The organism is Chromobacterium sp. ATCC 53434, assembly GCF_002848345.1.
Classification (GTDB): Bacteria; Pseudomonadota; Gammaproteobacteria; order Burkholderiales; family Chromobacteriaceae; genus Chromobacterium.
Genome location: NZ_CP025429.1, coordinates 1,984,272 through 2,006,847, shown reverse-complemented (window position 1 = coordinate 2,006,847; position 22,576 = coordinate 1,984,272). Strand labels below are relative to the sequence as shown.

The window sequence follows — 22,576 nt, the reverse complement described above, 5'->3', positions numbered from 1 at the left end:
AGGCCTGATCTATGGATATTCGACAACTGAAGGCCTTTGTCGCCGTTTTCGAAGAACGCAGCATCACGCTGGCGGCGCAGCGGCTGTTCGTCACTCAGCCGACGCTGTCGGTCACCATACGCCAGCTGGAGGAAACGCTGGGCGCCACCCTGTTCGAACGGCTGCCGCGCGGCGTGGCGGTCAGCGAGGACGCGCGGCTGCTGTATCCGCAAGCCCGCCGCCTGCTGACGCAGGCCGAGGCGCTGGCGCGGATGTTCCGCCAGCGGCGCGACTGCCCGCCGTTGACGCTGGGCGTCGACGCCGATATCGGCAGAAACCAGTTGGAGACGCTGCTGGCGCGGGCCGGACTGGCGAGCCCGGCCATCCTGCTGGACGTGCGCGAGGGCTGCTGCGGCGACGCCAGGCTGGCGGCCGAGGATCTGCGTTGCGAGGATGAGCTGTTCCTGCCGCTGTGGGAGGAGGATTTCGTGTTGGCGGTGCCGGCGGCGCACCGGCTGGCGTCGCGCGAACGGGTGGACCCGGCGCTGCTGGACGAGACGGACTGGATCGTCTGCCCGGACCATCCCAGCCATCAACGGCTGCTGGACCTGCATGGCGCCGCCGCGCCGGCGCTGGCGGTGGCCGCCCGCGCCGGCAGCCTGCGGCTGGCCGCCCATATGGCGGCGGCCGGCCTGGGCGTGGCCTTGTTGCCCGCCTCGCTGGCCGACGACCATCCGGGCCTGAAGGCCGTCTTGCTGGCCGGCGCGACGCCTAGCCGCCGCGTCGGCCTGTGCCACGCGGCCCAGGCGCTGGAATTGCCGGCCCTGCAGGCGCTGAGAGCCTGTTTACGATCTTTTTACGAGCAGCGCAGGCCAGCCAGCAGGCCAAATGCAAGGCGGAGGGCGTAGGCCTTGGTGATTCCAAGGCCTAGCCCGACAACGCGGCAGATGGCCTGCTGGCTGGCCTGCCCTTCGGGACGGTTTTCTGCCGGCGCATGGCTTTGTCAAACGTCCCTTGCAGTGAACGACACTGCCGCGGGCCGTTTTTCGTGCCCTGCATCCGGCAGAATACCGTCGATGCCGCAAAAAGATCGTAAACAGGCTCTGAAGGAGGCGCTGGCGGATTACAGCGGCAGCGGCGCCGACAAGCCGTAGTTGTAGATCAGCATGGACGCGGTGAACAGCATGACGAAGCCTATCAGGCCGTCCAGCACCCGCCAGCTGGACGGTTTGGTGAACAGCGGCGCCAGCTTGCCGGCGAACAGGCCGATCGCGCCGAACCACAGCACCGAGGCGCTGAGGCTGCCGATCAGGAAGGACGGCGCGCCATGCGTGCCGTACACCGAGGACACGCTGCCTATCAGCACCACCGTGTCCAGCCAGACATAGGGATTCAGCAGCGTCACCACCAGAATGGTGCGGATGGCGCTGTTCCGGTCGCGCTCGACGCCGCCTTCCAGCGTCATGCCGCCGGCGCGGAAGGCCGAGCGGAACGATTTGAAGCCCAGCCACAAGATGAAGGCGGCGCCGGCCCAGGTGACCGCGCCGACGAAGCCGGGAATGCCGGCCACGATCTTGCCGACGCCCAACACGCCGGCGGCGATCAGCAGGATGTCGGCGACGATGCAGATGGCGACGATGGGCAGCACATGGCTGCGCCCTATGCCCTGCCGCAGCACATAGGCGTTCTGCGGTCCGATGCCGACGATCTGGCTGAAGGAAATCCCCAGCGCCGAAAGAAATACACTGAAATTGAACACTGCCTGCTCCCTTGAATCGTTTGCAGGCAGATTAACTAGGTCGCCATATTAAGTAAAACTAATAAAAATTATGGCGTATAAGATGAATTAATAATTTCGGCATCCTCGCCGGCCCGGCTCCATTCGTGCACCCATTCCGGCAGCTCGTGCGCCGCCAGCGGCGGCGAAATGCCGTAGCCCTGGCCGTCGTGGCAGCCGATTTCCAGCAGCCGCTGCCAGATCGCGCGGCTTTCCACCCCCTCCACCACCAGCTTGCGGCCGGTATAATGGGCGAAGGCCAGCATGCTGCGTATGATGGCCTCGTTGCCGGGCATTTCCAGCAGCAGGCGCACGAAGCGCTGGTCGATCTTGATGGTGTCGAACGGCAGCTGCTGCAGATGCACCAGCGACGAGGCGCCGGTGCCGAAATCGTCCAGCGCGATCGACAGCCCCAGGTCGCGGCAGCGCTCCAGCCGGGAGGTGATCTGCTCCGCCTCCTGCTGGGTGACGCTCTCCAGCACCTCCAGCTCGAGAAAGCCGGGCGGCAGCGGATGCGCCTCCAGCAGGGCTTCCAGCGTCAGCAGGAAATCCTCATGCTTCAGCGTGGCGGCCGACAGATTGACGCTGACCGGAATGGCCTGCCCGCGCCGGCGCCACTCTCCGGTCTGGCGCACCGCCTCGCGCAGCACCCACCAGTCCAGCTCGCGGATCAGGCCGCTGTGCTCGATCGCCGGGAAGAACTCTCCCGGCGCGATATTCCGGCCGTCGCGCACCCAGCGCACCAGCGCCTCGGCGCCCTCGACCCGGCGGGTCTGCAAATTGATCTTGGGTTGATAGTACAAGGCCAGCTCGCCGCGGGGGATAGCCAGCGCGAACGCGCTGCGCAGCGCGTGCAATTTGCGGATTTCCTCATCCATCGCGGCGTCGTAATGGCGGTAGTGGCCGCCGCCCTGCTCCTTGGCGCGGCTCAGCGCCAGATCGGCGCGGCGCAACAGGCTGGCAGCGTCGCCCGGCCCGGACGAGCTGACCGCGACGCCGACGCTGCAACGCAGCTCCACCGTCGCGCCCATCGCGTCCACCGGCAACGGCAATTGCCTCAGCAGGCGGTCCACCAGCCCCGGCAGCTGATCCATGCGCTCGGAGCAGGCGATGAAGCGCGACGCGCCCACTCGGCCGACATAGCCGAACGGATAAATGGCCTCCCGCAGGCGGCGAGCCGTCTCGCACAACACCAGATCGCCGCCGTCGTAGCCCAGCCGGGCATTGACCTCGTGGAAGCCCTCCACCGCGATCGCCAGCACCGCCACCTGGCCGCCGCCGAAGCGGGCCGCCAGCAGACGGTCTATCAGCTGCTGCATCTGGCCGCGGTTCGGCAGCCCGGTCAGCGCGTCGTGCTGGGCCAGGAAGGCGAGCTCGGTCTCGGCGCGGTGGCTGCGCTCCAGCGCCTCCTGCCGCTCCAGCGCGCGGCCGGTCTCGCGCGCCATCGCGTCGAACAGCGCCAGCCGGGTCTGGTCGAAGAAGCCGGCCTCGGCGGCATGCAGCGCCAGCACGCCCGCCACTTGCTGGCGGACCTGCAGCGGCGCCACCAGCAGGCTGCCGGCGCCGGCGATCCCCAGCGCCTCGTTCCACGGCCGCAACGCCGGCTCGGCGCCCAGATCGTTGATCACTTGCGTGCCGCGGCTGCGCATCGCGCGGGCAGCCGGATTGCCGCCCTGCCCGCCGGCGCGGATCAGCGCGTCGATCGGCCCGCCCGCCGCCGCGTCGTGGCCATGGGCCAGCGCTGCCAGCCGAAGACCATCGTCGTCCGGCAGCGCGACCCAGGCGGCGGCGCAGCCGGCCTCGCGCGCGCAGACCTCGCACACCGCTTGCAGCAGGGCGCGCCTGTCGGCGCTGTCGGTCAGCGCCAGGCTGAGGCCGCTGAGCGCGGCGTACAGGCCGGACATCGAGTGGAGACGGTTTTGGCGCGCGGCGGCCTCGCTGCGCAGATTGCCCTGATAGCCGTCCAGGATCAGCATCTGCTCCAACAACACGCGCTTGCGCAGTAAACGGGAAAATTCTTGTTCGGCGGCGGCCGGCAATCCGGCGGCGGCCAGGCTGCCGGCCAGATTGGCCTGCCCGCGCTCATGCAGGCCCAGCAGCCAATCGACGCCGATGCCGAGGCGGCAATAGCGTTCGCCCTGGCGCTGCAGCCGACGCGCCGCCGCGGCGTCCAGCGGTTCGAACAGCAGACGTTGCCACTCCCGCAGCAAGCGGTCCGCCACCGCGTCCAGGCCGGCGGCGTGATGGCGCTGCAACAGCTCCGCTTCCCGCGGGCTCTTCAGCAGGTACCAGTACAATTCCTTGGCCAGCAATTCGCGTCGCGCGAAACAGGCGTCGGCGCATAGCGCCAGCCGCGCCAACTCTTCGGCGCGGATTCCGGTAAAGCGGCGCATCCCCGCCAGGAGCGCCATATCGTCCGTCTGCATCTTTGTCTTCTGCGCCTGTCGTGGCCGGGGCGCCGCCGGCGCCCCTACAATCGAGCCCACCTGCCCAGGAGCAGGTATTTCTTGTATCTTGTGGTCTGTCGGCAGCGGCGGCGAAGTCCGCCTGCCAGGGCCCGCCGCGCCGCAGCCTGCAACATGCCACGACGCCGGCTTTTAAGCAAGCCGAACGGCATTATTAATCGAACAATTGTTTCACCAGCCGCGACGAGCTCAACCGTGATCGATCCCCGACAATTGCAGACGCTGGCCGCCGTGGCCGAAACCGGTGGTTTCGACAAGGCGGCGAAGAAGCTGTTCCTGACCCAGTCCGCCGTCTCCCAACGGATACGCCAATTGGAGGAGCAGCTGGGCCAGCCCGTGCTGACCCGCACCTCGCCGGCGGAAGCCACCGAGGCCGGCCGCCAGCTGCTGCAGCACTACCAGCAGTTGCTGCTGATGGAAAACCAGTTGCTGCAACAGCTCAGCCCCAGCGTCCGTCCGCGCGAATTCACCACGCTGGCGGTGGGCGTCAACGCCGACAGCCTGGCCACCTGGTATCTGGACGCCGTGGCGCCGGCGCTGGCCGAGCACAATCTGCTGCTGGACATCGTCGTCGACGACCAGGATCACACCCACGAGTTGATGCGCACCGGCCACGTGATAGGCTGCGTCGGCACCCGGCCGGCGCCGATACAGGGCGGCATCCAGCATTATCTGGGCGCGATGCGCTATCTGTGCCTGGCCACGCCGGCTTTCGCCGCCCGCCACTTCGCCGGCGGCGTCGATCACGCCGCGCTGGCGCGCGCGCCCAGCATCATCTTCAGCCGCAAGGATGCGGTGCACGGCCAGTTCCTGCGCCAGGCGGCCGCCTATGACGGCGGCTTTCCCGGATTCACCGTCCCGTCTGCGCAGAGTTTCGTCGAGCTGACGCGCCAGGGGCTGGCCTACAGCCTGTTGCCGGAGCTGATGCTGGGCGACGATCTGGCCAGCGGCAGGCTGGTCGACCTGTTCCCCGGCCGCCATATCGACATCCCGCTGTACTGGCACCACTGGCGGGTCGAATCGCGGCTGTCGCAGTCGCTGACCGAGGCGATGCTGGCCTATTGCCGCCGCCGCTTGCGCCAGGACAAGGATGGCCACGCGTCGATCGGGGGACAATAAGCACCGCGCCGGACCGCATTGACAAGGCCGGTGCCCTGACGCATCATCCGTCGCCGACCTGGTTTTATGGAGAGAGCATGACCCGTAATCAACACGAACCCAGCAGCGAGCAATGGGCCGAACTGGAAATGGCCGCCCAACTGGCCGCGCGCCAGGCCTACGCGCCCTATAGCAAATTCTCCGTCGGCGCCGCCATCCTGGACGGCGGCGGCAAGATCCACATCGGCTGCAACGTCGAAAACGCCTCGTACAGCCTGGGCAACTGCGCCGAGCGCACCGCCGTCTACGCCGCGCGCGCCAATCACGGCATGCAGGAAGTCGTCGCCGTCTGCATCTACACCCCCACCGCCTCCGCCACCCCGCCCTGCGGCGCCTGCCGCCAGGTGCTGAACGAATTCGGCCCCACGATGCGGGTGCGGGCGATCTGCGACAGCGACGATGTGATCGACACCACGCTGGACGCGCTGCTGCCCGGCGCCTTCGGCCCAAAGAACCTGCAGGACGCCGCCGGCTGAGGCCGGCGCGCGCCGATAAAAAAACGGGAACCGCATGGTTCCCGTTTTTCATGGCGGCAGGCTGGCCCGTCAGCGGCCGGCCACGATGGCCTGGGCCACCGCCTCGGCGATCTTGATGCCGTCGACGCCGGCCGACAGGATGCCGCCGGCGTAGCCCGCGCCCTCGCCGGCCGGGAACAGGCCCTTGATGTTCAGGCTCTGGCCGTCTTCGCCGCGGGTGATCCGCAGCGGCGAGCTGGTGCGGGTTTCCAGGCCGGTCAACACCGCGTCGTGGAGGTCGTAGCCGCGGATCTGGCGGGCGAAATGCGGGATCGCCTCGCGCATGGCCTCGACGCAGAAGTCCGGCAGGATGCGCGCGAGATCGGTCATCGTCACGCCCGGCTTGTAAGACGGCTCCACCTCGCCCAGCTTGGTGGACGCCCTGCCGGCCATGAAATCGCCCAACAGCTGCGCCGGCGCGAAGTAGTCGCCGCCGCCCAGCTCATAGGCCTTGCTCTCCAGCTCGCGCTGGAAGTCGAGGCCGGCCAGCGGGCCGCCCGGATAATCGACCTCGGGCGAGATGCTGACCACGAAGCCGGAATTGGCGTTGCGCTCGTTGCGCGAGTACTGGCTCATGCCGTTGGTGACCACCCGCTTCTCTTCCGATGTCGCCGCGACCACGGTGCCGCCCGGGCACATGCAGAAGCTGTACACCGCGCGGCCGTTGCCGGCGTGATGGACCAGCTTGTAGTCGGCGGCGCCCAGCAGCGGATGGCCGGCGTACTTGCCCCAGCGCGCCTGGTCGATCAACGATTGCGGATGCTCGATGCGGACGCCGACCGAGAACGGCTTGGCTTCCATATAAACGCCGCGCTTCTCCAGCATCTGGAAGGTGTCGCGCGCGCTGTGCCCCAGCGCCAGCACCACGTGATCGCTCAGCACCTCGCCGCCGTCGGCCAGCCTGACGCCGCGGACGCGGCCGTCTTCGAGGATCAGGTCGTCCACACGCTGTTCGAAACGGATCTCGCCGCCGAGCTCAATGATCTCGGCGCGCATGTTCTCCACCATGCTGACCAGGCGGAAGGTGCCGATGTGCGGGCGGGCGAGGTAGAGGATTTCCTCCGGCGCGCCGGCCTTGACGAACTCGACCAGCACCTTGCGGCCCAGATGGCGCGGGTCCTTGATCTGGCTGTACAGCTTGCCGTCGGAGAAGGTGCCCGCGCCGCCCTCGCCGTACTGCACATTGGACTCGGTATTCAACTCGCTCTTGCGCCACAGGCCCCAGGTGTCCTTGGTGCGCTGACGCACTTCCTTGCCGCGCTCCAGCACGATGGGCTTGAAGCCCATCTGCGCCAGGATCAGCGCGGCGAAGATGCCGCAGGGGCCGAAACCGACCACCACCGGCCGCTGTTTCAGATCGGCCGGCGCCTGCGCCACCGGATAATAGCCGGTATCCGGCGTCGGCATCACCCGGCGATCGCCGTTGAAACGGGCGAACAGCCTGCCCTCGTCGGCGACATCGACATCGATGATGTAGACCAAGCTCATCACGCCCTTGCGCGCGTCGTAGCTGCGCTTGAACACGGTAAAGCCGCGAACGTCGCCCGCCGCCACTTTCAGGAAGCCGGCGACGGCGTCGGCCAGCTCCTCCTCGCTATGGTCCAGCGGCAGTTTCAGTTCGGAAATACGCAACATAACAATCCAGTTCAGCTTGGTGTCTATTCAAGAGGCGCCATTGTAGCGGCAATCGGCGCGGCCGGCACCTCCGGCCGCGCCGATTGCATTCGCCCGACGCGTCGGCTATAGCGTACTGTGGCTCTCGCCGCGGTTGACCCCTTGGGTCCGTTCCTGTCCACCACCTCCAGGACGACGAGACATGCCGCCCTGCCGCCCGTTCCAGACGGACCGGCAAGGAACTAAAAGCTGCAAGTTATCGGGACCGTTTCTGACTCACCGCTTCCGCTTGCGACGACAAGGCGGCTTTCGCCGTGCGCGTCCGCAATCGGAGCGGTGTCCGGAGACGTAAGGTTTTTGTATCAAGGAGAACCATCATGAATCTGGAAATGCTTACCCAGCCGGTGGTGCGGCTGGCGATCGAGGCGTTGCAACACGGCGATCATGCCAGCTGGATTTCACTGTTCAGCACCGACGCCACCCTCACCGACGACGGCCTGCCGGCCAACTTCCGCAAATTCAGCGAGCACGCGATGGGCCACGAGCGCTTCACCCGGATCGACAGGGTGGAAAACCAGGGCCTGGACATCTACGGCGGCTTCCACAGCGATCGCTGGGGCGAATTCGACACCTATTTCAAATTCCACCTGGACCCCAGCGGCAAGATCAATCAACTGGATATCGGCCAGGCCGGCTGAACGCCCCGCGACGCCCGCTCGCGATCGCCCAGGCGCTTGAGCCTGTTCGCTGAACAGGCTCCCGGCCCGACCCGCGCCCGCCCTTACACTCCGAAACGCCCGGCTATAATGCTAGACATGCCCGCCGTGCGATAGGAGAGGCCATGCAGCAAATCCTGGTCGTGGACGATGACGCCGTCACCCGACAGTTTCTGGTGATGGTGTTGCTGCGCCTGGGTTACGACAATGTCGCCGTCGCTTGCGACGGCATGGACGCGCTGATCCAGCTCGACGCCGGCGACCGTCATTTCGACGCCATTTTCTGCGACCTCGACATGCCGCGGATGGACGGCGTCGAGTTCGTCCGCCATCTGGGCGAGCGCGGCTACCCCGGCAAGGTGCTGATTTCCAGCGGCTTCGACGAGCGGGTGCTCGATTCGGTCGCCGAACTGACCAGGCTGTACGATTTATGGCTGGGCGGCGTGCTCCCCAAGCCCATCCAGCAAGCGACGCTGCAGGCGCTGCTAGACCAGCCGCCGCCGGCGCTGCGCCGCGCCGCCCACCCCCCCAGCGCGCCCAGCGCCGAAGAGTTGCGCGCCGGCCTGGCCAACGGCGAGCTGCAACCGTTCTTTCAGCCCCAGGTGGACATGCGCTCCGGCAAGGTGTTGTCGGTGGAGGTGCTGGCGCGCTGGCAGCACCCGCGCTTCGGACTGACCGGTCCGCTGCAATTCATCGAACTGGCCGAAGACAGCGATCAGATCACCGAACTGAGCCGCGTGCTGCTGCGCGACGCCGCCCGCATCGTCGCCCGCCTGCCCGGCCCGCCGCTGGACGTGTCGATCAATCTGTCGATGTCTTCGCTGAACCAGACCGGGCTGGTCGCCGAATTCGCCGCCATCCTGGAAAACGCCGGCCTGGCCATGAGCCGCTTGACGGTCGAAGTCACCGAGAGCGGCCTGATGGCGGACCCGACCAGCGCGCTGGAAGTCTTGTCCCGGCTGCGGCTGAAAGGAGCGAAGCTGGCGATAGACGATTTCGGCACCGGCTTCGCCAGCATGGACAGACTGTCGCGCATCCCGTTCACCGAGCTGAAGATCGACAAGAGCTTCGTCATCAACGCCGCGCGCAACCCGACCAATCTGTCGATTCTGCGCGCCAGCGCCGAACTCGGCCGCCAGCTCGGCATGAAAGTGGTCGCGGAAGGCGTCGCGACGCTGACCGAGTGGCGGCTATGCCGCCGCCTGGGCATAGAAAAGGCCCAGGGTTCGTACATCTCCCCGCCGATCGACGTCGAGAGCTTCCACCGCTGGCTGCTGAAATACCGCGGCGGCTTCCCTTTGCCGGCGGACGAGGACGACGCCGCGCCCCCCGAAACGCAAGGAGTGTCCCCATGCTGAAAACCACCCGCGTCCTGTGGCTGTCGCTGCTGCTGGCGACGACGGCCGGCCGCGCCGAACCGGCGCTGGAAATGCCCGCCGGCAAGGTGGTGCTGGTGATCTCGGGACAGATCAGCAACAAGAATCGCGACAACGAGGCGGTATTCGACATGGCCATGCTGAGCAGGCTGCCGCAGCACACCGTCGTCACCCACACGCCGTGGATGCCCGGCGTCAGCCGCTTCAGCGGCCCCTATTTGCGCGACGTGCTGAACTTGGTCGGCGCCAAGGGCCAGACGCTGAAAGCGGTGGCGCTGAACGACTACAAGACCGACATTCCGATCGAAGACGCCACGCGCTTCGATCTGGTTCTGGCCCGGCTGCTCAACGACAAGCCGATGTCGGTCCGCGACAAGGGACCGTTGTTCATCATCTACCCCTTCGACAGCCAGCCGGAACTGAGGACCGAGATCTACTACAATCGCTCCGCCTGGCAGCTGAAATCGCTGCAAGTGGAGTGACGCGCATGGGCGACGCCAAGCGGCAACACCCATCGTGGCGGATGCTGATCATGATAGGCGTCACGCTGATGGCGGTATTCGCCGGCGCCGCCTATCTGCAGTTCCGCCAATCGCAAATACTGAGCGGCGCCCTGCAATACCAGGACGACAATATCGCCTGGTCCTACTTCCAGCTGGAAACGGAGCAGATGCGGCTGCAGACCGCCCTGCACGACGCGCAGCACGGCTTGCTGACTCCGGATCAGTTGCAACAACGTTACGACATCTTCATCAGCCGCGTCGGCATCGTCCGCGGCGGCCTGTACCGCAGCCTGCTGCAAGCGCTGCCGGAATACCAGCGGATGCAGACGCAGCTGGACGCCTTCATCCGCCAGGGCGACGCCAGCCTGGAAAACCGCGCCTCCCTGCCGGACAAGGCCGAGCTGGCGCGGCTGGAGCATCAGTTGGAGCAATTGAACGGCGGCCTGCACGATTTGTCGCTGCAAGCCAATCAGGCCGTGGCGGAGCGGGTGGACAGCCGCAATCGCACCATGCTGCAGCAGATCGCCATCGGCAACTGGCTGATGGGCTTCGAATGGGTGTTGATCCTGGGCTTCGGCCTCATCGTCATCCGCCAGCTGCGCCAGTTGGAAGGGCGCAGGCTGGCGCTGGAGTCGCTGACCGTCAGCCTCGAGGAGGCCCGCAGCCAGGCCGAGGCCGGCAGTCAGGCGAAAAGCGCCTTCCTCGCCAATATGAGCCACGAAATCCGCACGCCGCTGAACGGCGTGCTCGGCATGCTGTCGCTGCTGGCCGACGACGCGCCCCGTCCAAGCCAGGCCAGCTACATCGCCACCGCCGACGCCTCGGCCCGCCACCTGCTGCTGCTGCTCAACGACGTGCTGGACGCCAGCAAGCTGGAGTCGGGCAAGCTGGAACTGGCCCCGGTCACCTGCAATCTCGGCTATCTGCTGCGGCAGATCGTCAATCTGATGGCGGCGCAGGCGCAGGCCAAGCAATTGATGCTGAATCTGGAACTGGCGTCGGAAATTCCGGAATGGGTGGAGCTGGACCCGACGCGGCTGCGGCAGATTCTGCTCAATCTGCTGAGCAACGCCATCAAGTTCACCGAACGCGGCGGCGTCACCGTCAGCGCCTCCAGCTCGCCCGGCGCCGCCGGCGGCGACGCCTCGCTGCTGCTGATGATAGCCGACACCGGCATCGGCATGGACCCGACGACGATGGCGCGGCTGTTCAAGCGTTTCTCCCAGGGCGACGGCTCCATCGCCCGCCACTTCGGCGGCAGCGGCCTGGGCCTGGAAATCTCGCAGAGCCTGGCGCTGTTGATGGGCGGCCGCATCACCGCCACCAGCGTGCAAGGCCAGGGCAGCTGCTTTCAGCTGGCGCTGCCGCTGAAACTGAGCGCCGCGCCCCAGCTGCCGGCGACGGGCCAGGCCGCCACGCTGTTCCCCGATCTGTGCCAGCCGCTGCGCATCCTGGTGGTGGACGACAATGCGGTGAACCGCAAATACATGCAGGCGCTGCTGGAAAGGATGAATCAGATGCCGGTGCTGGCCGAGGACGGGCCGCAGGCGCTGGAGACCGCCGCCGCCCAGCCGTTCGATCTGGTGCTGATGGACCTGCACATGCCCGGCATGGACGGCCTGGAAGCCGCGCGGCGATTGCGGCTGCAAAGCAAGGCGACCCAGCCGCGCATCATCGCGCTGACCGCCGACGCCTTTCCGGAAACACGTCAGAGAGTGCTGGACAACGGACTGGACGACTTTCTCTCCAAGCCGCTGAGCCGCGAACAGCTGCTGGCGACGCTGCAGCGCCATTTCCCGCCGCGCCCGGACTCGCCGCCGCTGCCGCTGGAGCCGCCGCTGCTCGACGCCCAGGCCATCGCCGACTTCGTCTCCCTGCTGTCAGAGGGCACGTATCGCGAGCTGGCGGAACAGTATTTCTCCGGCCACGAAGCCACCATACTCCGGCTGAACGCCGAACTCCCTCCGGAACCGGAAACGCTGTTCCACCTCGCCCACAGCCTGAAAGGCGGCGCGGTGACGCTGGGCTTCACCAGCCTGGCGCAACGTTGTCTGCGGCTGGAGCAGGAGGCCATCCGCGGGGACGGCCCGCCGCTGCAGGCCGCCGCCCAGACCGTGACGGCGTTCAAGGAGACGCGCGCGGCCTGCATGGATCAGGGCTACCTGTTCCCGGCGACCCACTAGGCCGGCGGGCGCTCAAGCCACCCGAACCAGCCTGCCGCCGTCCTGCTCGGGCGTCTCGAAACGCTTCCAGTCCACGATCATCACCTGGCTCAGCCCGCAATCCAGCGCCAGCCGGGACTCGATCTCCTCCAGGACTTCATGGCCATGGATCACGCCGTTGATGGACACTTCGGCGCGACGCATGACGCTATCGTCGACCGTGACAAACCAGATGCAGTAACGGCTCATCGACAACCCTCCGGCTGGGTGATGGGCGAGACGGATGCTCAGAACTGTAAATATCGTCCGAATCAGCGTCGGACTGCAAGTTTTCGCGACGCGCTCAGCGCATGTCGTCGTCGGCGAGCGCGGCGCCGAGCGGCGACCAGACCCGCTGCTTGTCCGCCAGCGCCAGCGTGTGCGCCGGGCTGGACGAAGGCAGATCGATCAACTTCAGCCGCTCGCCGGCCGCCCCCAGCTGGCGCCGGCCTATCCGGGCGGCGGTGCCGCCATTGAAGGCCACCGCGCGCAGCGCGGGCAGCGACGCCGCCAGTTCCACCAACGCGTTGTCGGTCTGATTGCGTATCGCCGCGTCGAGACTGCCCTTGCGCTCGGCTTCGGCGATCACGTCCCACAGGCCGACGCCGCGCGCGAGCAAGGCCTCCAGCCGTCGCGGATAGTCGAGCGCGCGCAATTCGACGCCTATGGCCTGGCCCAGCAGTTCCCAGAACCGGTTTCGCGGATGGGCGTAATACTGGCCGGCGGCCAGCGAAGCGTCGCCGGGCAAGGAACCGAGAATCAGCAGGCGGGTGCGCGCGTCCGCCACCGGCGGAAAGCAGCGCTTGCTCGATTGCGCGTCCGCCGCCATCTAGAACAGCATGCCCTGCTGGCGCGCCAGCCAGGACTTGACCGGGCCGAAGCTCTTGCGGTGCGCGCCCAGCACGCCGTGAGCCTCGATCGCGGCCAGGTGTTCGGCGGTGGGATAGCCCTTGTGGCGGGCGAAGCCGTATTGCGGGTGCAAGACATCCAGGGCCACCAGCTCGGCGTCGCGCGCCGTCTTGGCCAGGATGGAGGCGGCGGAGATCGCCGCCACCTTGGCGTCGCCCTTGACGATGGCCTCGCCCGGCACCGACAGCAGCCTGGGCACGCGGTTGCCGTCTATCTGGGCCAGGCCCGGACGCACCGACAAGCCGTCCACCGCCCGGCTCATCGCCAGCATCGTCGCCTGCAGGATGTTGAGCTGGTCTATCTCGTCGACGCTGGCGCTGGCGACGCACCAGGCCAGCGCGTCGCGCTTGATCAGAATGGCGAGCGCGTCGCGCCTCGCCTCGCTCAGCACCTTGGAGTCGGCAAGCCCGGCGATGGGCTTGGCCGGATCCAGGATGACGGCCGCGGCGAACACCGCGCCGGCCAGTGGCCCGCGGCCGGCCTCGTCGACGCCGGCCATCAGGACGCTCAATGGCATCGCGCCACCTCCAGCACCGCCCGCGCGGCGCGGGTGGCCGTATCCTGGCGCAGCGCCAGATGCAGCTCGGTGAAGGTCTTCACCATATCGGTCCGCGCGGCGGTGTCGGTGTACAGCCGCTGCATCTCCTCGGCCAGCTTTTCCGGCGTGGCCTGCTTCTGCAGCAACTCCGGCACCACGAAGCGCCCGCACAGGATGTTGGGCAGGCCGACGTAGGGCAGCTTGATCTTGCGCTTGACCAGCCGGTAGGTGAAGGCCGACAGCTTGTAGCTGATCACCATCGGCCGCTTGGTCAGCGCGACTTCCAGCGTGGCGGTGCCGCTGGTGACCAGCACCACGTCGCTGGCGATCGTCGCCATCTGCGCATGGCCGAACAACTTGCGTATCGGCAGATCGCGCGCCTTGTAGCGATACACCATCTGCTCGAACAGGTCCATGGTGGCGCGGGTGGCCAGCGGCACCAGGAACTGCGCGTCCGGATACTGGCGCAGCAACAGCCGCGCCGTGTCCAGATAGATGGGAACCATGAACTCCAGCTCGCTCCTGCGGCTGCCCGGCATCAAGGTGAACACCGGCACCTTCTGCGGCAGGCCCAGCTGTTCCCGCATCGCCTCCATGTCCGGTTCCAGCGGAATCTCGCTGGCCAGCGGATGGCCGACATAGGTGACCGGCACGCCGGCCAGGCGGTACAGCGGCGGCTCCATCGGGAACAGGCACAGCACATGGTTGACGGCGCGGCCTATCTTCTGCACCCGCTCCGGCCGCCACGCCCACACCGACGGACTGACGTAATGGACGGTGGGGATGCCGGCCTTCTTCAAGCCGGCCTCCAGGCCCAGATTGAAGTCCGGCGCGTCTACGCCGATGAAGACGTCCGGCCGTTCCGCCAGCAGCTGCTCGCGCAGCCGGCGGCGTATCTTCAACAGTTCCGGCAGGCTCTTCAGCACTTCGGAATAGCCGCGCACCGCCAGCTTCTCCTGCGGCACCATGCTGTGAAAGCCCCTGGCTTCCATCCGGGGGCCGCCGATGCCGGCGAATTCGATGTCGCTGCGGTGCGCCCGCAACGCGTCCATCAGATGGGCGGCGAGCAGGTCGCCGGAGGCCTCTCCGGCCACCATCGCAACCTTCAGCGCGCCCTTGCGCTTGAACAGGTGGTCGCTCATAGTCTCAGCGGATGATCCCCCGCGCCGATGTCCCGAAGAAACGCACGAACGGTTCCAGCTCGCCATGGCCTTCGGCGGCCTCGGCCAGAATGGCGGCCTTGGCCTCGTCATAGCTCAGGCCTTGGCGATACAGCGTCTTGTAGGCGCCGCGCACGCGACGGATCTGTTCCGGCGTGAAGCCGCGGCGCTTCAGGCCTTCGGCGTTGATGCCGGACGGCACCGCGCGATTGCCGTGCGCCATCACGAACGGCGGCACGTCCTGCGCCACCGCGCTGGCGAAAGCCGTCATCGCGTGTTCGCCGACGATGGCGAACTGGTGCACGCTGGTGAAGCCGCCCAGAATCACCCAGTCGCCGATATGCACGTGGCCGGCCAGCGTGGCGTTGTTGGCGAAGATGGTGTGGTCGCCCACCTGGCAATCGTGCGCGATGTGCACATAGGCCATCACCCAGTTGTCGTTGCCGATGCGGGTGACGCCGACGTCCTGCGCGGTACCGGTGTTGAAGGTGCAGAACTCGCGTATGGTGTTGTTGTCGCCGATCTCCAGCCGGGTCGGCTCGCCGGCGTACTTCTTGTCCTGCGGCTGGGCGCCCAGCGAGCAGAACTGGAATACGCGGTTGTTCTTGCCGATGGAGGTGTGGCCGTCTATCACCACATGCGGGCCTATCCAGCTGCCGGCGCCGATGCTGACATTCGGTCCGATGATGGAATAGGCGCCGATTTCGACGTCGTCGGCGATCTGCGCCTTCGGGTCCACGATTGCGGTCGGATGAATGGCCATGCTCACACCTCTCGACGCGCGCACATGATCTCGGCCTCGCAGGCCACCTGACCGTCCACCAGCGCGCGGGCGGCATATTTGCCGATGCCGCGCTTGACGGTCATCTGTGTCACTTCGAACACCAGTTGGTCGCCCGGCACCACCTGGCGCTTGAAACGGGCGTTGTCGATGCCGACGAAGAAATACAGTTCGTTCTCCGAGCGCTCGCCCTGGCTCTTGATCGCCAGGATGCCGGCGGCCTGGGCCAGCGCCTCGATGATCAGCACGCCCGGCATCACCGGATATTGTTCGAAGTGCCCGGCGAAGAACGGCTCGTTGATCGTCACGTTCTTCAGCGCCTTGATGCGCACGTTGGGTTCCAGCTCGGTGACGCGGTCAACCAGCAGGAACGGGTAACGATGCGGCAGGCAGCGCATGATCTCGCGGACATCGATCGAGACGGCGTGTTCACTCATGAGGTTCTTCCTTCGATTTTTTCAGTGTTTCCAGCTCTCGTTCAAGCTGCTTGACGCGCTTGGCGAAATCATTCAGATGGCGCACGTGGACAGCGTTGGACAGCCAGTCCTTCATGCTTTGCAAGGGGTAGGAGGACGCGTAGTTGCCCGCCTCCCGGATAGTCTTGGACACCAGGGTGCCGCCGCCGATATGGGTGCGGTCGGCCACTTCGATGTGGCCGACGAACATCGCCGCGCCGCCCACCGTGCAGCGCGCGCCTATCTTGGTGCTGCCGGCGATGCCGACGCAGCCGGCGATGGCGGTATGCTCGCCGATTTCGACGTTATGGGCAATCTGCACCAGATTGTCGATCTTGGCGCCCTTTCGGATCACGGTGTCGACCAGCGCGCCGCGGTCTATGGTGGTGTTGGCGCCGATCTCGACGTCGTCCTCCAGCACCACGCGGCCGGTCTGCGGAATCTTGAACCAGTGGTCCTTGTCCCAGGTCAGGCCGAAGCCGTCGGCGCCGATGACGCTGCCGGAGTGCACGCCGACGCGGTCGCCGATCACGCAGCCGTGGTAGACGGTGACATTGGGGTAAAGCGTGACGTCGTCGCCGATCACGCAGCCGTCGCCGACGACGACGCCCGGCAGCAGCCGGCAGCGCTCGCCGATAGTCACATTATCGCCCAGCGTGACGTTGGCGGCGATCTCGCTGCCCTCGCCCACCCGGCAGCCGTCGCCGACCACCGCGCGCGGGTGGATACCGGCGCGCGGCGCCTTGGGCGGATGGAACAGCGTGGCCAGTCGCGCGAAATACAGGTAGGGCTCGGCTGCGACGATCAGCGGGCGCCCCGGCAGCTCGGCCGCCAGTGCCTCGGTGACGATCAGCGCGCCAGCCGCGCTATCCAGCATCTGGCGGCGGAACTTGGCGTTGGCGACGAAGGCGATCTCGTCGGCGCCGGCGCTTTCCAGCGGCGCCAATCGCGTCACCGCCGGGTTGCCGCCGCGCACCTCGCCACCGAGCCGCTCAACGATATATTCGAGTGTGTAGGACATCAAAAACAAAGCCGACTCGGGGTCGGCTTCTCCGGTAACGGGTTGAACGCTTACTTGTCCAGCTCTTTCAGCACCTGGGGCGTCAGGTCGAACTTCGGATTGATGTAGACCGCTTCCTGCAAGATCAGATCGTACTGCTCGCGCTGGGCGATATCCTTGACCACGCGGTTGGCCCGCTCGGTCACGCTGGCGAATTCCTCGTTGCGGCGCTGGTTGTAGTCCTCGGCCAGCTCGCGCGACTTGGCGCGGTAGTCGCGGTCCAGGCCGGCGTACTCGCGTTCATAGCGCTTGCGGTCGTCGGCAGACAGGCTGCTCTTGCCCAGCATCGACTCCAGCTCCTTCGCGCGGGACTCCATCTTCTTCAACTCGTCGCGACGGCTGGCGAACTCCTTGTCCAACTTTTTATAGATGGTCACGGAGGCGCCGGCCTCCCGGTAGACGCGCTCGATATTGATGAAGCCCAGCTTGAAGTCGGCAGCATGAACCGGCAGGGCCGCAACGCTGAGTACCGCAAGCCACCATTTCAATGCTTTCATGATTCCGTCCTGGATATCGATTTAGAACGACGCGCCCATCTGGAACTGGAAGCGCTGGATCTTGTCATTCGGCTCTTTCTTCAGCGGATTCGCGATACTGAACTTCATCGGTCCCATCGGCGACAGCCAGGTCAGCGCCAGGCCGGCGGAATAACGGAAGCCGTCGCTGGCCGAGCTGACGATGCCGCTGGCGTTCTGCTGAGCCGTCAGATTGGTGTTCCACAAGGTGCCGGCGTCGAAGAACATGCTGGCGCGCAGCGATTTATTATCCTTCATGCCCGGGAAGGGGAACAGGATTTCCGCATTGGCCACCGCCTTGCGGTTACCGCCGAGATAGGAGTTCGACGCAGCGTCGTACGGACCGATACTGCTGGTATCGTAGCCGCGCACCGAGCCCAGACCGCCCATGTAGAAGTTCTGGAAGAACGGCAGCACGCGGGTCTTGCCATAGCCGTCGGCGTAGCCCAGCTCGCCGTTCAGCATCAGCGTGAAGTCCTTGGACAGCGGGAAGTACCAGGTCTGCTGGTGCGTCAGGCGGTAGTACTGCAGCGAACCGCCCGGCAGGCCGGCGTCGGCGTTGACCTTGATCGACGCGCCGCGGGTCGGCCACAGCGCGCTGTCGCGGGTGTCGCGGCCCCAGCCCACGGTGCCAAGCACGGTGTAGTTGCTGCTGCCGTACTTGTTGACGAAGTCGATGTACTGCTGCGGGCTGTTCGAATACGTGGTGATGTCGGTCTTTTCCGCGCCAATCGTGAAATTGATGCGGTCGTACTCTGTGATCGGCACCCCGAAGCGCATGTCGGCGCCGATGGTGCTGGTCTTGTACGCGGAAATCGACGTGGCGTCCGGGTTGTAGACGCGATCGTACAGGTCGTAGCCCAGGCTGACGCCGTCCGGCGTGAAATACGGGTCGGTGAACGACAGCGCGTAGTTCTTGTTGACCTGGCCGGTCGACATGCTCAGCGACATATACTTGCCGGAGCCGAAGATATTGCTCTGCGAAATGCTGGCGCCCAGCACCAGGCCCTCGCCCTGGACATAGCCCAGGCTGCCGGAAATGCTGCCGGTCGAGCGTTCCTTCAGGCTGATGTTCATGTCCACCTGGTCGGGCGCGTCAGCGACGGCCGGCGTCTCGACGTTGACGTCCTCGAAGTAGCCGAGCAGCTCGAGGCGCTCCTTGCTTCGCTTGACGTCGGCGGCGTTGTACGGCGCGCCTTCCATCTGGCGCAGCTCGCGGCGGATCACTTCGTCGCGGGTCTTGCTGTTGCCGGCGACATTGACGCGACGGACATAGGTCTTGCGGCCCGGATCGACGAAGAAGGTGAACGACGCGGTCTGCTTGTCGTGGTCGATGTCCGGCAGCACGTTGACGTTGGCGAAGGCGTAGCCGGCGACGCCGAGCCTGTCGCTGATCGCCTTGACCGACTCGGTCACCAGCTCGTTGTTGAAGGTGTCGCCGTTCTTGATCAGGATCAGCTTGCGCAGCTCCGGCTCCGGCACCTTCAGGTCACCGGCCAGGCGCACGTCGGACACGGTGAACTTCTTGCCCTCGTGCACATTGATGACCAGGTACATGCTTTCCTTGTCCGGGCTGATCGACACCTGCGACGAGTCGATGCCGAACTCCATATAGCCCTGGTTCTGGTAGAAAGCCTTCAGCTTCTCCAGATCGCCGGTCAGCTTCTGCTTCGAGTACTGGTCGTCCTTGGTCATCCACGACAGCCAGCCGCCGGTCGTCAGGCTGAACTCGTCGAGCAGCTTGGACTGGGCGAAGGCGTTGGCGCCGACGATGCGGATTTCCCTGATGCGGGCGGTCACGCCCTCATTGATGTCCAGCGTCACCGCCACGCGATTGCGTTCCAGCTTGGTGACGGTCGGGGTGATTTCCACCGAATACTTCCCGCGGCTGTAATACTGGCGCTTCAGCTCCTGCACCGCGCTGTCCAGCAATGCCTGATCGAAGATCAGCGACTCGGAGAAGCCGTTGTCCTTCAGCGCCTTCTTCAGCTGGTCCTTGCTGAATTCCTTGGCGCCGTTGATGTTGAGCTGGGTGATCACCGGCCGTTCGGCCACGGTGACGATCAGCGTGGTGTCACGGCTTTCGACGCGGACGTCGTTGAAAAAGCCGGTGTTGAACAGCGCCTTGATCGATTCCTGCGCCTTGGCGTCGGTGAAGGTGTCTCCGACCTTCACCGGCAGGTAGTTGAAGACCGTGCCCGGCTCGGTACGCTGCAGGCCTTCAACGCGGATATCCTTGATCACAAACGGGTCGGCAGCCATGGCTACGGCGGCCATCGAAAGGCCTGCTACGGCCGCTGCGAGTAGCTTCAATTTCATAGGTTTGTTTTAACCCCCAAATAGGCGGCTGAAATCATTCAGCATGGCAAACGCCATCAAAGACGCCAGCAATATGAAACCAATTCGTTGTCCGAGCACTTGCGCCCGTTCGCTGACGGGCTTTCCTCTAAGCAGCTCCGCGACATAATACATTAAGTGGCCGCCATCCAGAACTGGTATGGGCAGTAGATTGAGCACGCCGATGCTGATGCTGATCAGCGCCAGGAATTCCAGGTAGGCGGTCAGGCCCTCGCGGGCGGTCTGCCCGGCGACGCTGGCGATGGTCAGCGGTCCGGAAAGATTATCCAGCGAAGCGCGGCCGATCAACATATTGCCGAGAAATTTCAAACTCATCCAGGCGGTATCGCCGGTTTTGCGCCAGGCCGCGCCCAGCGCGCCGACGACGTCGTAATGCCGGGTGAAGCCCAGGCTGTCGTTCCAGGCCCGGTCCGGCATCGGCCCGACGCCGATGCGCCCGACCACTTCGTCGTCCTGCGTCACCGCCTGCGGACGCAGGCGGATTTCCACAGGCTTGCCGTCGCGGTGGATGGTCAGCGACAAATCCTTGCCCGGACTGTTGCGCACCACCTGCACCCATTGCTCCCAGCTCGCCACCGGCTGGCCTCCGACCGCGACCAGCTTGTCGCCGCTCTTCAGTCCGGCGCGCGCCGCCACGCTGTTTTCCTCCAGCGCGCCCAGCACCGGCAGATAACGGCCCGGCGACAGGCCGGGATCGCCCTGCTGCAAGGCCGACACCGCCTTGCCGCCGAAGTGGCCGGCGTCGATGCGGCGCTCGCGCTCGGCGCCCGAGGCCTCTCTGACCCTGACCGTCACCGCGTCGCCGGCCATCGCCGCGTCGACCAGCGCCAGCCTGGCATCCTGCCAGCTGGAGACCGACACGCCGCCGACGCCGAGCAGCAGGTCGCCTTCCTTGAAACCGGCCGCCGCCGCCGGCGTCTGCGCGATCACCGTGCCGACCAGCGGCTTCAGCTGCGGCACGCCCTGGGCGGTCACGCCCCAGTACAAAAGCAGCGCCAGCAGCAGATTGGCGAACGGGCCGGCCACCACGATGGCCATCCGCTTCAATACGTGTTGATTATTGAACGCCCGGCCGCGCTCGGCCGGCGCGACGAAACCTTCGCGCTCGTCCAGCATCTTGACATAGCCGCCGAGCGGAATCGGACAGACCACCCACTCGGTCTCGCGCGGACGAAAGCGGAACAGCGGCGAACCGAAGCCGATGGAGAAGCGCAGCACGCGCACGCCGCAGAGCTTGGCCACCCAGTAGTGGCCCAGTTCGTGAAAAGTCACCAGCAGGCCGATCGCCGCCAGGAAAGCCAGCAAGGTCAGCATGCCGCCACCTCCGCCTCGGCGCGGCGCCTGGCCTCGGCGTCGCGGTCCAGCAGCGCCTCCAGACTGCCGCTGGCCGCCAGCGGCACGCTCTGCAGCGTCGCGGCCACCACGCGGGCAATGTCGACGAAGCGCAGGCGGCCGGCCAGAAAGGCCGCCACCGCCACCTCGTTGGCCGCGTTCAACACCGCCGGGGCGTCGCCGCCGGCCGACAGCGCGTCGAAGGCCAGCCGCAGGCAGGGAAAGCGCTGCAGATCCGGCTTTTCAAACGTCAGATCGGACAGGGAGAAGAAATCCAGCGACTCGACGCCGGCCTCGATGCGCTCGGGCCAGGCCAGCGCGCAGGCGATCGGCGTGCGCATGTCCGGCGAGCCGAGCTGGGCCATCACCGAACCATCGCGGTACTGCACCATCGAATGGATCACGCTCTGCGGATGGACCACCACCTCGATCCGCTCCGGCGCCACGCCAAACAGCCAGTGCGCCTCTATCACCTCCAGGCCCTTGTTCATCAGCGTGGCGGAGTCGACGGAAATCTTGCGTCCCATGCTCCAGTTCGGATGGCGGCAGGCGTCGTCCGGACCGACATTGGCCAGTTCGGCCGGCGTCTTGTTGCGGAACGGCCCGCCCGAGGCGGTCAGGATGATCTTGCGGATGCCGGAGGCGTCCGGATCGCCGGCGTAATCGGCCGGCAGCGACTGGAAGATGGCGCTGTGCTCGCTATCCACCGGCAGCAGGCTGGCGCCGCTGGCGCGCACCGCGTCGATGAACAGCCGGCCGGCCACCACCAGCGACTCCTTGTTGGCGAGCAGGATGCGCTTGCCGGCGCGCGCGGCGGCCAGCGCCGACGGCAGGCCGGCCGCGCCGACGATGGCGGCCATCACCGCGTCGACCTCGGACAGCGACGCCACCTGTTCCAGCGCGCGGGCGCCGTGCAGCACCTCGCCGGGCACGCCGGCCTCGGCCAGCCGCTCGCGCAGGCCGGCGGCGGCATCGGCGTCGGCCACCACCAGATAATCGGGACGGAAACGGCAGGCCTGCTCGAACAGCTTGTCGAGCTGGCGATGAGCGGTCAGCGCCACCACCCGGTAGCGCTCGGGGTGACGGGCGACCACGTCCAGCGTGCTGCAGCCGACGCTGCCGGTCGCCCCCAGTACGGCAATACCCTGAGGTTTGGTCATATCG

The 22,576-nt window shown here is 66.4% G+C and carries 21 protein-coding genes; 7 read left to right on the top strand and 14 right to left on the bottom strand.

Annotated elements, in window-relative coordinates; translation table 11 throughout:
- Positions 1-11 precede the first annotated feature (11 nt).
- On the top strand, positions 12-887 hold the full coding sequence (locus tag CXB49_RS09045; RefSeq protein ID WP_101708097.1) for a LysR family transcriptional regulator: 876 nt from the start codon (positions 12-14) through the stop codon (positions 885-887).
- A 215-nt stretch (positions 888-1,102) separates the two neighbouring features.
- On the opposite strand, the gene CXB49_RS09040 is transcribed toward CXB49_RS09045, so the two are convergent.
- Positions 1,103-1,738, bottom strand: a complete 636-nt coding sequence (locus CXB49_RS09040; protein WP_101708096.1) for a LysE/ArgO family amino acid transporter — start codon at positions 1,736-1,738, stop codon at positions 1,103-1,105.
- A gap of 68 nt (positions 1,739-1,806) precedes the next feature.
- Positions 1,807-4,182, bottom strand: a complete 2,376-nt coding sequence (locus CXB49_RS09035) for an EAL domain-containing protein (RefSeq protein WP_101708095.1) — start codon at positions 4,180-4,182, stop codon at positions 1,807-1,809.
- 234 nt (positions 4,183-4,416) lie between these two features.
- Here CXB49_RS09035 and CXB49_RS09030 point away from each other — a divergent pair, with 234 nt between their 5' ends.
- Positions 4,417-5,340 carry an ArgP/LysG family DNA-binding transcriptional regulator gene (locus CXB49_RS09030; RefSeq protein WP_101708094.1) on the top strand — a complete coding sequence of 308 codons (924 nt, stop codon included), beginning with the start codon at positions 4,417-4,419 and terminating at the stop codon, positions 5,338-5,340.
- A gap of 77 nt (positions 5,341-5,417) precedes the next feature.
- A complete protein-coding gene (locus CXB49_RS09025; RefSeq protein ID WP_101708093.1) occupies positions 5,418-5,855 on the top strand; it encodes a cytidine deaminase in 438 nt (145 codons plus the stop codon).
- Between the two features lie 69 nt (positions 5,856-5,924).
- Here CXB49_RS09025 and CXB49_RS09020 read toward each other — a convergent pair whose 3' ends face one another.
- Positions 5,925-7,529, bottom strand: a complete 1,605-nt coding sequence (locus CXB49_RS09020; protein WP_101708092.1) for an NAD(P)/FAD-dependent oxidoreductase — start codon at positions 7,527-7,529, stop codon at positions 5,925-5,927.
- 356 nt (positions 7,530-7,885) lie between these two features.
- Here CXB49_RS09020 and CXB49_RS09015 point away from each other — a divergent pair, with 356 nt between their 5' ends.
- The 4 genes from CXB49_RS09015 (at position 7,886) to CXB49_RS09000 (ending at position 12,286) form a co-directional block, all read left to right on the top strand.
- Positions 7,886-8,206: a hypothetical protein gene (locus CXB49_RS09015; protein WP_101708091.1), complete on the top strand. Its 321-nt coding sequence runs from the start codon at positions 7,886-7,888 to the stop codon at positions 8,204-8,206.
- A gap of 143 nt (positions 8,207-8,349) precedes the next feature.
- Entirely contained in the window at positions 8,350-9,582 is a 1,233-nt protein-coding gene (locus CXB49_RS09010; protein WP_101708090.1) for an EAL domain-containing protein, read from the top strand.
- On the top strand, positions 9,576-10,082 hold the full coding sequence (locus CXB49_RS09005) for a molybdopterin-dependent oxidoreductase (protein ID WP_101708089.1): 507 nt from the start codon (positions 9,576-9,578) through the stop codon (positions 10,080-10,082). Before CXB49_RS09010 ends, CXB49_RS09005 begins: the two co-directional genes overlap by 7 nt.
- A gap of 5 nt (positions 10,083-10,087) precedes the next feature.
- Positions 10,088-12,286: a response regulator gene (locus CXB49_RS09000; RefSeq protein WP_101708088.1), complete on the top strand. Its 2,199-nt coding sequence runs from the start codon at positions 10,088-10,090 to the stop codon at positions 12,284-12,286.
- A 12-nt stretch (positions 12,287-12,298) separates the two neighbouring features.
- On the opposite strand, the gene CXB49_RS08995 is transcribed toward CXB49_RS09000, so the two are convergent.
- The 11 genes from CXB49_RS08995 to ispC all read right to left on the bottom strand — a co-directional run bounded on the left by CXB49_RS08995 (position 12,299) and on the right by ispC (position 22,572).
- The gene (locus CXB49_RS08995) at positions 12,299-12,514 is read right to left on the bottom strand and encodes a hypothetical protein (RefSeq protein WP_101708087.1); all 216 of its coding nucleotides are present in this window, start codon (positions 12,512-12,514) and stop codon (positions 12,299-12,301) included.
- A gap of 94 nt (positions 12,515-12,608) precedes the next feature.
- Positions 12,609-13,133: a DNA-deoxyinosine glycosylase gene (locus tag CXB49_RS08990; protein WP_101708086.1), complete on the bottom strand. Its 525-nt coding sequence runs from the start codon at positions 13,131-13,133 to the stop codon at positions 12,609-12,611.
- A complete protein-coding gene (rnhB, locus tag CXB49_RS08985) occupies positions 13,134-13,730 on the bottom strand; it encodes a ribonuclease HII (RefSeq protein ID WP_199406810.1) in 597 nt (198 codons plus the stop codon).
- On the bottom strand, positions 13,721-14,893 hold the full coding sequence (gene lpxB, locus CXB49_RS08980; RefSeq protein ID WP_101708085.1) for a lipid-A-disaccharide synthase: 1,173 nt from the start codon (positions 14,891-14,893) through the stop codon (positions 13,721-13,723). Before lpxB ends, rnhB begins: the two co-directional genes overlap by 10 nt.
- A 4-nt stretch (positions 14,894-14,897) precedes the next feature.
- A complete protein-coding gene (lpxA, locus tag CXB49_RS08975) occupies positions 14,898-15,674 on the bottom strand; it encodes an acyl-ACP--UDP-N-acetylglucosamine O-acyltransferase (RefSeq protein ID WP_101708084.1) in 777 nt (258 codons plus the stop codon).
- Positions 15,675-15,676: 2 nt separating this feature from the next.
- Positions 15,677-16,129 carry a 3-hydroxyacyl-ACP dehydratase FabZ gene (gene fabZ, locus CXB49_RS08970; protein ID WP_101708083.1) on the bottom strand — a complete coding sequence of 151 codons (453 nt, stop codon included), beginning with the start codon at positions 16,127-16,129 and terminating at the stop codon, positions 15,677-15,679.
- Entirely contained in the window at positions 16,122-17,168 is a 1,047-nt protein-coding gene (gene lpxD / locus CXB49_RS08965; RefSeq protein WP_101710659.1) for a UDP-3-O-(3-hydroxymyristoyl)glucosamine N-acyltransferase, read from the bottom strand. Before lpxD ends, fabZ begins: the two co-directional genes overlap by 8 nt.
- Positions 17,169-17,218: 50 nt before the next feature.
- Positions 17,219-17,704 carry an OmpH family outer membrane protein gene (locus CXB49_RS08960; RefSeq protein ID WP_101708082.1) on the bottom strand — a complete coding sequence of 162 codons (486 nt, stop codon included), beginning with the start codon at positions 17,702-17,704 and terminating at the stop codon, positions 17,219-17,221.
- 21 nt (positions 17,705-17,725) lie between these two features.
- On the bottom strand, positions 17,726-20,041 hold the full coding sequence (bamA, locus tag CXB49_RS08955) for an outer membrane protein assembly factor BamA (protein ID WP_101708081.1): 2,316 nt from the start codon (positions 20,039-20,041) through the stop codon (positions 17,726-17,728).
- A 9-nt stretch (positions 20,042-20,050) separates the two neighbouring features.
- The gene (rseP, locus tag CXB49_RS08950) at positions 20,051-21,394 is read right to left on the bottom strand and encodes an RIP metalloprotease RseP (RefSeq protein ID WP_101708080.1); all 1,344 of its coding nucleotides are present in this window, start codon (positions 21,392-21,394) and stop codon (positions 20,051-20,053) included.
- Positions 21,388-22,572, bottom strand: a complete 1,185-nt coding sequence (gene ispC / locus CXB49_RS08945) for a 1-deoxy-D-xylulose-5-phosphate reductoisomerase (RefSeq protein ID WP_101708079.1) — start codon at positions 22,570-22,572, stop codon at positions 21,388-21,390. The genes rseP and ispC overlap by 7 nt, the downstream gene beginning before the upstream one ends.
- Positions 22,573-22,576: the final 4 nt, after the last annotated feature.

What these genes read in the sequence shown, in the direction of transcription:
- bamA (WP_101708081.1), bottom strand. Translation starts at nt 20,041, where the DNA reads ATGAAATTGAAGCTACTCGCAGCGGCCGTAGCAGGCCTTTCGATGGCC.
- lpxB (WP_101708085.1), bottom strand. Translation starts at nt 14,893, where the DNA reads ATGAGCGACCACCTGTTCAAGCGCAAGGGCGCGCTGAAGGTTGCGATG.
- rseP (WP_101708080.1), bottom strand. Translation starts at nt 21,394, where the DNA reads ATGCTGACCTTGCTGGCTTTCCTGGCGGCGATCGGCCTGCTGGTGACT.
- CXB49_RS09015 (WP_101708091.1), top strand. Translation starts at nt 7,886, where the DNA reads ATGAATCTGGAAATGCTTACCCAGCCGGTGGTGCGGCTGGCGATCGAG.
- rnhB (WP_199406810.1), bottom strand. Translation starts at nt 13,730, where the DNA reads ATGCCATTGAGCGTCCTGATGGCCGGCGTCGACGAGGCCGGCCGCGGG.
- lpxD (WP_101710659.1), bottom strand. Translation starts at nt 17,168, where the DNA reads ATGTCCTACACACTCGAATATATCGTTGAGCGGCTCGGTGGCGAGGTG.
- CXB49_RS09020 (WP_101708092.1), bottom strand. Translation starts at nt 7,529, where the DNA reads ATGTTGCGTATTTCCGAACTGAAACTGCCGCTGGACCATAGCGAGGAG.
- CXB49_RS09035 (WP_101708095.1), bottom strand. Translation starts at nt 4,182, where the DNA reads ATGCAGACGGACGATATGGCGCTCCTGGCGGGGATGCGCCGCTTTACC.
- CXB49_RS09010 (WP_101708090.1), top strand. Translation starts at nt 8,350, where the DNA reads ATGCAGCAAATCCTGGTCGTGGACGATGACGCCGTCACCCGACAGTTT.
- ispC (WP_101708079.1), bottom strand. Translation starts at nt 22,572, where the DNA reads ATGACCAAACCTCAGGGTATTGCCGTACTGGGGGCGACCGGCAGCGTC.
- lpxA (WP_101708084.1), bottom strand. Translation starts at nt 15,674, where the DNA reads ATGGCCATTCATCCGACCGCAATCGTGGACCCGAAGGCGCAGATCGCC.
- CXB49_RS08995 (WP_101708087.1), bottom strand. Translation starts at nt 12,514, where the DNA reads ATGAGCCGTTACTGCATCTGGTTTGTCACGGTCGACGATAGCGTCATG.
- CXB49_RS08990 (WP_101708086.1), bottom strand. Translation starts at nt 13,133, where the DNA reads ATGGCGGCGGACGCGCAATCGAGCAAGCGCTGCTTTCCGCCGGTGGCG.
- CXB49_RS09000 (WP_101708088.1), top strand. Translation starts at nt 10,088, where the DNA reads ATGGGCGACGCCAAGCGGCAACACCCATCGTGGCGGATGCTGATCATG.
- fabZ (WP_101708083.1), bottom strand. Translation starts at nt 16,129, where the DNA reads ATGAGTGAACACGCCGTCTCGATCGATGTCCGCGAGATCATGCGCTGC.
- CXB49_RS09045 (WP_101708097.1), top strand. Translation starts at nt 12, where the DNA reads ATGGATATTCGACAACTGAAGGCCTTTGTCGCCGTTTTCGAAGAACGC.
- CXB49_RS09025 (WP_101708093.1), top strand. Translation starts at nt 5,418, where the DNA reads ATGACCCGTAATCAACACGAACCCAGCAGCGAGCAATGGGCCGAACTG.
- CXB49_RS09005 (WP_101708089.1), top strand. Translation starts at nt 9,576, where the DNA reads ATGCTGAAAACCACCCGCGTCCTGTGGCTGTCGCTGCTGCTGGCGACG.
- CXB49_RS08960 (WP_101708082.1), bottom strand. Translation starts at nt 17,704, where the DNA reads ATGAAAGCATTGAAATGGTGGCTTGCGGTACTCAGCGTTGCGGCCCTG.